The following is an 8,313-nucleotide window of genomic DNA, read 5'->3' as shown; positions in this document are numbered from 1 at the left end:
CCCCCAGAGCAATCAGCACAAACCCCACCAGAATCCCCCCGGCATTGATGAACACCTGTGGATAACCCAGGGTGTCCACGTTAATGAACGGGTACTGATACAGCCCCCACACATACCCGCGCAACAACGCATAGGCGAAGTACACCACCGGGTAAATCACCCACAGCCCGATGTGTTTGAGGCGCAGGCTGCCCTTGGGCACGCACCACCACCAATACGCGACAAATACCAACGGCATCACGTCGTGCAGCAGCTCGTCCGCCAAAAACTGCACCCCCGCAGGCTGCCACATGTGCCGCAGCAACAGGCTGTAGGCGAGGCTGACCACGACAATGCTCACGGCGATCCCGCTGCTGACCACGGGCCCAAGAAAGAACCGGCTCGCCGCAGTTGGCCGTTGCACCCACGCATGGGTCAACACCACCGCCACCAGGGTGTTGGTGAGCACGGTGAAGAAGCTGAAGAAATTCACCAGGCCCGGCAACAGGCTGGCGCCATCGACCCAGCGGTAGTAGAAAATGATGTACTGCTGCAGCGCCAGGCCGGCCCAACCGCCGAGGGCTGCGAGGCCGATAAGGTGACGTTTCACCTCAGTCCTCGACCGGTCGCTTGGTGCGCATCAACTTCACGTACAAACCTTCGACCTTCTCCCGCGCCCACGGGGTCTTGCGCAGGAACGACAGGCTCGACTTGATGCTCGGGTCACTGGAAAAACAGCGGATGTTGATGCGCTCGGCCAGGCCTTCCCATTGGTAATGCGCCACCAGCGCGGTGAGAACCTGTTCCAGGGTGACGCCGTGCAGTGGGTCTTTGTTTGTCGCGGTCATGCCGGGCCTTTTGTGCAGAAAAGAAGAAAACGAAGCCGCGCACCTTAGCGGACGGGCCGTGCGGGTGGAAGCGTTGCCTTCACTATAGGCCACTGTTCGATCGTTCCCANNTGCGCAATGGTGACGCAGAGCGTCACGGCATGCATTTCCACGCAGAGCGTGGGAACGATCAGCGTGGGAGTGATCGAGCGGGGTTTGGGGAAGTTCCCCTTGGCAGGGAAAAAGTGATGTTATATTGTAACGATAACTATCAAAGGGTATCGAATCCCTTACCGTTTTCAGCCTTCTCTTTTTGCCGTTTGCCAAGGAACGACCGATGTCCCTCTCTTCTCTCTGGCGCCTCACCCCGCTGGCCGCCGCCCTGTTGATCACCTCCCAGGCCAACGCCCTGGAACTGCAACCTCAAGTCATCACCGGCAACCCGTTGGGCAGCGAAACCCTCGCCTCGCCCACCACCGTGCTGGAAGGCGATGACCTGACCCTGCAACAAAAAGGCAGCCTGGGTGAAACCCTGAACAAGCAGCCCGGTGTGTCGTCGTCGTACTTCGGCCCGGGGGCCAGCCGGCCGATCATTCGTGGCCAGGATGGTGACCGCATTCGCCTCCTGCGCAACGGAGTCGGCGCGCTGGATGCCTCGTCGTTGTCCTATGACCACGCCGTGCCGCTGGACCCGGTCAACGTCGACCGCATTGAAATCGTGCGTGGCCCGGCCGCCCTGCTCTATGGCGGCAGCGCCATCGGCGGCGTGGTCAATACCTTCGACAACCGCATCCCCACCGAAGCCATCGAAGGCATTCACGGGGCCGGTGAATTGCGCTACGGCGGCGCCGACACCACCCGCAGCAGCGCCGGCAAACTGGAAGCCGGCAACGGCACCTTCGCCTTGCACCTGGACGCCAGCGCGCGGGAATTCAACGACCTGAAAATCCCCGGCTTTGCCCGCAGCCGCCATGCACCGCCAAGCGACGACGGTGAAGGCAAGAACGGTCGCCTCGGCAACAGCGACGGACGCCAGGACGGTGGTGCAGTCGGCGGTTCCTACACTTGGGACGACGGTTACGCCGGGCTGTCCTACAGCAACTACGACAGCAACTACGGCTCCCCGGCCGAGCAGGACGTGCGCATCCGCATGAAGCAGGATCACTACGCCTTTGCGTCCGAAATCCGCAACCTGCAAGGCCCGTTCACCTCGGTCAAACTCGACGCCGGCTATACCGACTACAAGCACATGGAAATCGAAGGCGGCGAGACCGGTACCACCTTCAAGAACAAGGGCTATGAAGCCCGGGTGGAAGCGCGACACTTGCCGATCGGGCCGTTCAACGGCGTGGTGGGCGCCCAAGTCAGTCGCAATGAATTCTCGGCCCTGGGTGAAGAAGCCTTCGTGCCGCAGACCGATACCAACGCCGGCGCGCTGTTTATCCTCGAAGAAATGCAGGCCACCGAGCGCCTCAAGCTGAGCCTCGGCGGGCGCCTGGAACACACCAACGTCGACCCGGACGGCAAGGGCAACGCACGCTTCGCCAATGCCGACAAATCCGCCGACTTCACCGCCGGCAGCCTGTCGTCCGGCGCGGTGTACACCCTCACGCCGATCTGGTCCCTGGCCGCCACCCTCGGCTACACCGAACGTGCCCCGACCTTCTACGAGCTGTATGCCAACGGCGCTCACGTCGCCACCGGCACCTACGAACTGGGCGACGCCAACCTGTCGAAAGAAAAAGCCGTGTCCAGCGACCTGGCGCTGCGCTTCGACAACGGCACCCACAAGGGCAGCTTCGGCGTGTTCTACAGCCACTTCTCCAACTACATCGGCCTGCTGGGCAGCGGTCGCACCTTGAATGACGAAGGCGAGGAAGACGCCGGCGGCATCCCTGAGTACAAATATTCCGGTGTGCGTGCGCGTTTCGCAGGCTTTGAAGCCCAGGATCACATCAAGCTGGGGGAAGGTGCCTACGGCAAGTTTGCGCTGGAACTGTCGGGCGACTACACCCGTGCAACCAACCTGGACACGGGTGAAGCGTTGCCCCGCATTGCGCCGTTGCGTTTGAACAGCGGCCTCTTGTGGGAACTGGATCGCTGGCAGGCGCGGATTGACGTTGAACACGCGGCGGGCCAGGGCCGGGTGCCGGATAACGAAAGCGGCACCGACGGCTACACCACCTTGGGCGCCAGCGCCGGCTACCGCTTCAATGTCGGCGGCAGCCAGTGGCTGGCGTTCGTCAACGGCGAGAACCTGACGAACCAGACCGTGCGCTACGCCAGTTCGATCCTGCGGGACATCGCCCCGGCGCCGGGTCGAAGTGTGCAGGTCGGGTTGCGCACCACCTTCTAACTGACTGCACTCGGTTAAAACTGTGGGAGCGGGCTTGCTCGCGAAAGCGCAGTGTCAGTCAATACATGGGTGACTGACTCACCGTCTTCGCGAGCAAGCCCGCTCCCACATTGACTGTGCCCACTTCGAACAGGTGGTGGGGTTAGTACCGCGCATCCACGGGCTTACCCCCCTTCGGCCAGTCCTTCACCTTGTCCGGGAAATCCGGACGAGGTTGTTGGGAGAAGTACGCTGCCACATCCACCGCCTCCTGATCCGACAACCCGCCCTGCCCCAACGGGAATTTCTCGTGGAAACCGATCGGCATGTTGCGTTTGACGAACGCCGCCGCCGTGTACAGCCGCGCCATCCCCGCCCCGATATTGAACGACTGCTCGCCCCACAACGGCGGGTACACCAACTCGCCATCCGCCCGCGTCAACCCTTGGCCATTGTCGCCATGGCACACCGCGCATTGCCGGGCGTACACCTGCCTGCCATTCTGCATATCCGGCTTGATCGCCGGGTCGACCTTGCCCACCCCGCGCCCGGCGACTTTGTCTTCGGGCCTGGTGTTGTTTTTCATCCAGTCGAAGTACGCCACCATCGCCTGCATATCCGCCGATTCCGCTGGCAACGGCTTGCCATTCATCGAGCGACGGAAGCAGCCGTTGATCCGCTCTTCCAGGCTCACCACCTTGCCCGCACGCGGCGCATAGCTCGGGAAAAATGCCGAGACGCCCACAAACGGCGAACCATCCGCCACGGTGCCGGCGTTGAGATGGCAGCTGGTGCAGTTCAGCGAGTTGCCCACGTTATTGGGCAGCAGTTCCTTGGTCTGCAGGTGCAGGCGCATGCCGCGTACCACCTGATCGGCATTCGGCGCCGCCAACAATTCGGCCAGGCGTGGGGTTTCAAACGCTGAAGAGTCGGTGGTGACCGGGTTGAGCTGGCCGCGCATTTTCTTCACTTGGGCAGCCGTGACAGGCGTACCTTCGTTGCCCCAACTGCTGCGCACGAAACTGAGGATTTCAGCGATTTCCTGATCCGCCAACCGCGCAAACCCAGGCATGGTGTAGATCCGTGGATGGGCTGCGGTCTCGGCGGTTTCCCAACCGGTGAGGGTGATGTGCAGCAGTGACGTCGGGTTGTTCGAGGCAACGCTCGGGTTGCCGGCCAACGGCGGGAACAGCCCTTTCACCCCGCCGCCATCGCTGCGGTGGCAGTCACTGCAAAACTGCATATAGCCCAGGCCACCACGGCTGGTGAACAAGTCCTTGGGCGGTGCGGCGGGTTCGTGGGCCACGGCGGGCATCGGCAGGTCGTCCTTGCCCGGCGGCAGGGATTTGAGATACGTCGCGATGGCGGTCAAATCGGCATCGGTGAAGTGTTGGGTACTGTGATGAATCACATCCGCCATGTTGCCCGCGACCGTGGCAAAGCGGTTCTGCCCGGTCTTGAGCAATTGCACGGTGTCGTCCACCGTCCACAGGTTGCGCAGGCTCAAGGCGCGCCAGTGCTCGACAGTCTCCCCGGCCAGGTAATGCCGGCCACTGCGGCCCGCGTCGCTCAGGGCTTTTTCCTGGAAGGCGATGCCGCGCGGGGTGTGGCACGAGCCGCAGTGGCCCAGGCCCTGGACGAGGTAGGCGCCACGGTTAAGCACGTCATCCTTCGCCGGGTCCGGCACGAATGGTTGCTTGTCGAGAAACGCCAAATTCCACAGCGCCAGGCCCCAGCGCTGGTTGAACGGGAAGCCCATCTCGGCGTCCAGGTTGGGTTTGTTCACCGCCTCCACGCCCTGCATCAGGTAGGCGAACAAGGCGCGCATGTCGCCTTCGCTCATCTTCGCGTAGGACGGGTAAGGCATCGCCGGGTACAGGTTCTGCCCGGCCGGCGTCACGCCTTCACGCATCACCCGGTCGAACTGCTCGAAGGTGTACTGGCCGATGCCGGTATCACGGTCCGGGGTGATGTTGCTCGAATAGATCGTGCCCATCGGCGTGCCCAGTTCCAGCCCGCCGGCCATCTGCGCGCCTTGCCTGGCGGTGTGGCAGGCGATGCAGTCGCCCAGTTGGGCAACGTATTTGCCCTGTTCGATCAGCGTGGGGTCGGCTTCGTTGGCGTGCAGGGGAAGGGACAGGCACAGCACCACCCCCACAAGGCCCAGACGTGACAGGGGAAAAATCATCGCACTATTCCTTTAATAACCCGGCCTGGGGCGGTCCCCTCGGCGCAGGTCTGCAATCGTTTTTATTGGGTCATCAGGCAGATAACCGGGGCATGGCCAGCCCCAGCTTCGTTGTAGCGGATTTTTTGCGCGCGGCCCTTGATGTGGATCAGGCGGCATGTTCTACAGTGGAACTGAAATTGACTAATTGACGCGGGCATCGATGTCGGCGAGGAGAGCAAGGATGCGTTATTCACCCTTTGTGGGGCGCATTGGCGGCGAATCCGTCAGTGCCTGGGATATTCACTACGCCGCCGCCGAAGCCCAACTGCGTGGCGAAGACGTGATTGTGCTCAGTGTCGGCGACCCGGATTTCGCCACACACAGCGCGATCTGTGAAACCGCCGTGGACGCCCTGCGCGCCGGCGACACCCACTACACCCCTGTGCTCGGCCGCCCGAAACTGCGGGAATCCATCGCGGCCCGCCAGAGCCTGCTGCAAGGGATTGCGGTGCACGCCGACAATATCGCCCTGGTCGCCGGCGCGCAGAATGGCCTGTTCGCGGCCTGCTTGTGCCTGTTCAGCCACGGCGATGAAGTGCTGGTGCCAGAGCCGATGTACCTGACCTACGAGGCCTGTGTCCAAGCCTCGGGGGCACGCATTAGAACCGTCGAACAACCGGCCGCCAACGGCTTTCGCCTGACCCGTACCGCGCTGCAAGCCGCGATTACCGACAAGACCCGGGGCATCGCCCTCGCTACACCGTGCAACCCCACCGGCAATGTCTACTGCCGCGAAGAGCTGGAAGCCGTCGCCGAAGTGGCACGCGCCCACGACCTGTGGGTGATTTGCGATGAAGTGTATGGGCAGCTCATCTATGACGATCAACACCTGAGCATCAGCGCGTTACCCGGCATGGCCGAGCGCACGGTGGTGCTCAACAGCCTGTCGAAAAGCCACGCCATGACCGGCTGGCGGGTTGGCTGGGTGGCCGGCCCGCCCACATTGATCAACCATCTGGAAAACTTGCTGCTGTGCATGATTTACGGCCTGCCAGGGTTTATCCAGGCGGCGGCGCTCAAGGCACTGGAACTGGATGAGGCCTTGGTCAGCGATGCCCGTGCGGTGTATCGGCGCCGGCGTGACCTGGTGGTGAACGCGTTGAGTGCGATCAGCGAGCTGGACTGCCGAGTCCCCCAGGCGGGCATGTTCATGCTGGTGGACGTACGCCGCACCGGGCTCAGCGGCCGGGAATTCGCCTGGCAACTGTATCGCCAGACCGGCGTATCGGTGCTTGACGCCCAAGCGTTTGGCCCCAGCGCCGAAGGGTTTGTGCGGGTTTCGTTTACCGTCGCCGATGACACCCTCAGGGAGGCTTGCCAGCGCATTGCCGGCTTCGTCGAAGGGCTTGGGGCCGACGCCGCGCCTTTACGTGATCGCCGATAACAGGTAGCGGCTGTACCAGGAATTGGGCTACGAAAAACGCGCCTTCGAAATGGGCAAGCGCCTTGGTTAAATCAACCGTTGGTAAGATGCCCCTTGATGACCTGTACGTATTTCTGTACGTTTCAGCCATTAAGCGAGGACTCAATTATGGAAACTATCAACTACACCCATGCACGGGCCCATCTCTCGGACACGATGGATCGGGTAAACGAAGATCGTGCCCCTCTGTTGGTGACCCGGCAAAAAGGTGAACCGGTGGTCATGATCTCTCTCTCAGAGTTCAACGCTCTTGAAGAGACGGCCTATCTGCTGCGCTCTCCCAACAACGCGGAACGCTTGATCAAATCGATCAACAGCCTGCGAGCCGGAAAGGCCAAGCCGAGGCAGTTGATTGAAGAATGAAAATACTCTTTACGCCTGAAGGCTGGGACGACTACCTCTGGTTTCAACAAAACGACAAAGCTGGGCTCAAACGCATCAACTTACTGATCAAATCGATCCAGCGTGATCCTTTTGACGGCGTTGGCAAACCAGAACCACTCAAACATAACCTCAGTGGTTTCTGGTCCAGGCGAATCACAGCGGAACATCGTCTGGTGTACGGGATTGAGGAGGGTGAAATACAGATCCTCATGTGTCGCTATCACTATTGACGCCATTTACCGTCAGGATCCTGCCTTGACCTGATCCCCCTCCCCGCTGAAAATGCGCGACGCTTTTCCCGTCTCCCCGTTTACTGAAGTAGTGAAATTTCAATGTCTGATTCCCGCACCGAAGAATCCGTAGTCGCCTTGCAATCCAAAGCTGAATACGAAAACGCCATCAATCTTTCACAGCACGTGCCGGCGGCCAAGACCATCAGTGAAATGGTGCTGGACGCGTTCCACACCTCCAAGGAAAGCGACCAGATCCGCGAGCTGCGCGTGGCCATCCGCCAGGCCCACGACGCCTTCGACGACGACAAGGCCTACGACCTGATGGGCGAGCTCAAGCAGCTCAAGGACGCCGAAGCCGCCGACAACGCCGCCCTCGAAGACCTGAACAGCAAGTTCTCCATCAGCCGCATCCTGTCCAGCTTCAAGGACGACCCGGAGTTCCAGGAGCTGGTCTACGGCCTGGCCCTCAAGGTGCTGAACCAGACCCACCAGGCCATCAGCAACCCGAGCGCCGGCAAAGGCAAGGCTTCCCGCCCGAAGAAGGAAGTGGAAGTGTTCGCCATCAGCAAGGACGGCATCAGCGTCACCCTGCCGCTGCGTTCGCCGCGATCCAAGCCGAACGTGGACCGTGAGGCGTTTGAATTCCTCGGCTTTACCTTTGTCGGTGAAGGTGACGAGGCGGAACTGGAAGTTGAAACCTTTGTGGATAACTCGGGCGCCGAGCAGCCACTGACGCGTAAAAGCATCATCACCGCGCTGCAGCAGCAGACGGCGTTTGAGGGCTACAGCATCGCCCAGCAGTAACTCGATCTAAATGTGGGAGCGGGCTTGCTCGCGAAGACGGTGGGTCAGTCACGTATGCATTGACTGACACTCCGCTTTCGCGAGCAAGCCCGCTCCCA

8 protein-coding genes are annotated in these 8,313 nt (G+C 61.4%); 5 read left to right on the top strand and 3 right to left on the bottom strand.

What is annotated here, in order from left to right; translation table 11 throughout:
- A partial coding sequence (locus HX869_RS19355; RefSeq protein ID WP_178903524.1) for a Pr6Pr family membrane protein occupies positions 1 to 589 on the bottom strand: 589 nt, incomplete at its 3' end.
- A gap of 1 nt (position 590) precedes the next feature.
- Positions 591 to 827, bottom strand: a complete 237-nt coding sequence (locus HX869_RS19350; protein WP_003216406.1) for a VF530 family DNA-binding protein — start codon at positions 825 to 827, stop codon at positions 591 to 593.
- Positions 828 to 1,143: 316 nt separating this feature from the next.
- Between HX869_RS19350 and HX869_RS19345 the strand changes: the two genes are divergently transcribed.
- Positions 1,144 to 3,162, top strand: coding sequence for a TonB-dependent receptor (locus tag HX869_RS19345; protein ID WP_003216404.1), 2,019 nt, complete (start codon positions 1,144 to 1,146; stop codon positions 3,160 to 3,162).
- A 142-nt stretch (positions 3,163 to 3,304) separates the two neighbouring features.
- Here HX869_RS19345 and HX869_RS19340 read toward each other — a convergent pair whose 3' ends face one another.
- Positions 3,305 to 5,329 carry a c-type cytochrome gene (locus tag HX869_RS19340; RefSeq protein ID WP_177080122.1) on the bottom strand — a complete coding sequence of 675 codons (2,025 nt, stop codon included), beginning with the start codon at positions 5,327 to 5,329 and terminating at the stop codon, positions 3,305 to 3,307.
- A 223-nt stretch (positions 5,330 to 5,552) separates the two neighbouring features.
- On the opposite strand from HX869_RS19340, the gene HX869_RS19335 reads away from it, so the two are divergent.
- The 4 genes from HX869_RS19335 to HX869_RS19320 all read left to right on the top strand — a co-directional run bounded on the left by HX869_RS19335 (position 5,553) and on the right by HX869_RS19320 (position 8,215).
- A complete protein-coding gene (locus tag HX869_RS19335) occupies positions 5,553 to 6,755 on the top strand; it encodes a pyridoxal phosphate-dependent aminotransferase (protein ID WP_134327281.1) in 1,203 nt (400 codons plus the stop codon).
- A 147-nt stretch (positions 6,756 to 6,902) separates the two neighbouring features.
- Positions 6,903 to 7,157, top strand: a complete 255-nt coding sequence (locus HX869_RS19330) for a type II toxin-antitoxin system prevent-host-death family antitoxin (protein WP_087692805.1) — start codon at positions 6,903 to 6,905, stop codon at positions 7,155 to 7,157.
- Positions 7,154 to 7,408 (top strand): Txe/YoeB family addiction module toxin, encoded by a 255-nt coding sequence (locus HX869_RS19325; RefSeq protein ID WP_087692806.1) that lies wholly within the window; start codon positions 7,154 to 7,156, stop codon positions 7,406 to 7,408. Before HX869_RS19330 ends, HX869_RS19325 begins: the two co-directional genes overlap by 4 nt.
- Before the next feature lie 102 nt (positions 7,409 to 7,510).
- Positions 7,511 to 8,215 carry a hypothetical protein gene (locus tag HX869_RS19320; protein ID WP_003216395.1) on the top strand — a complete coding sequence of 235 codons (705 nt, stop codon included), beginning with the start codon at positions 7,511 to 7,513 and terminating at the stop codon, positions 8,213 to 8,215.
- Positions 8,216 to 8,313 lie beyond the last annotated feature (98 nt).

This window comes from Pseudomonas sp. P7779 (assembly GCF_013386315.1).
GTDB lineage: Bacteria > Pseudomonadota > Gammaproteobacteria > Pseudomonadales > Pseudomonadaceae > Aquipseudomonas.
This window is presented reverse-complemented; position numbering and strand designations above follow the sequence as displayed.

What these genes read in the sequence shown, in the direction of transcription:
- HX869_RS19350 (WP_003216406.1), bottom strand. Translation starts at nt 827, where the DNA reads ATGACCGCGACAAACAAAGACCCACTGCACGGCGTCACCCTGGAACAG.
- HX869_RS19345 (WP_003216404.1), top strand. Translation starts at nt 1,144, where the DNA reads ATGTCCCTCTCTTCTCTCTGGCGCCTCACCCCGCTGGCCGCCGCCCTG.
- HX869_RS19340 (WP_177080122.1), bottom strand. Translation starts at nt 5,329, where the DNA reads ATGATTTTTCCCCTGTCACGTCTGGGCCTTGTGGGGGTGGTGCTGTGC.
- HX869_RS19335 (WP_134327281.1), top strand. Translation starts at nt 5,553, where the DNA reads ATGCGTTATTCACCCTTTGTGGGGCGCATTGGCGGCGAATCCGTCAGT.
- HX869_RS19330 (WP_087692805.1), top strand. Translation starts at nt 6,903, where the DNA reads ATGGAAACTATCAACTACACCCATGCACGGGCCCATCTCTCGGACACG.
- HX869_RS19325 (WP_087692806.1), top strand. Translation starts at nt 7,154, where the DNA reads ATGAAAATACTCTTTACGCCTGAAGGCTGGGACGACTACCTCTGGTTT.
- HX869_RS19320 (WP_003216395.1), top strand. Translation starts at nt 7,511, where the DNA reads ATGTCTGATTCCCGCACCGAAGAATCCGTAGTCGCCTTGCAATCCAAA.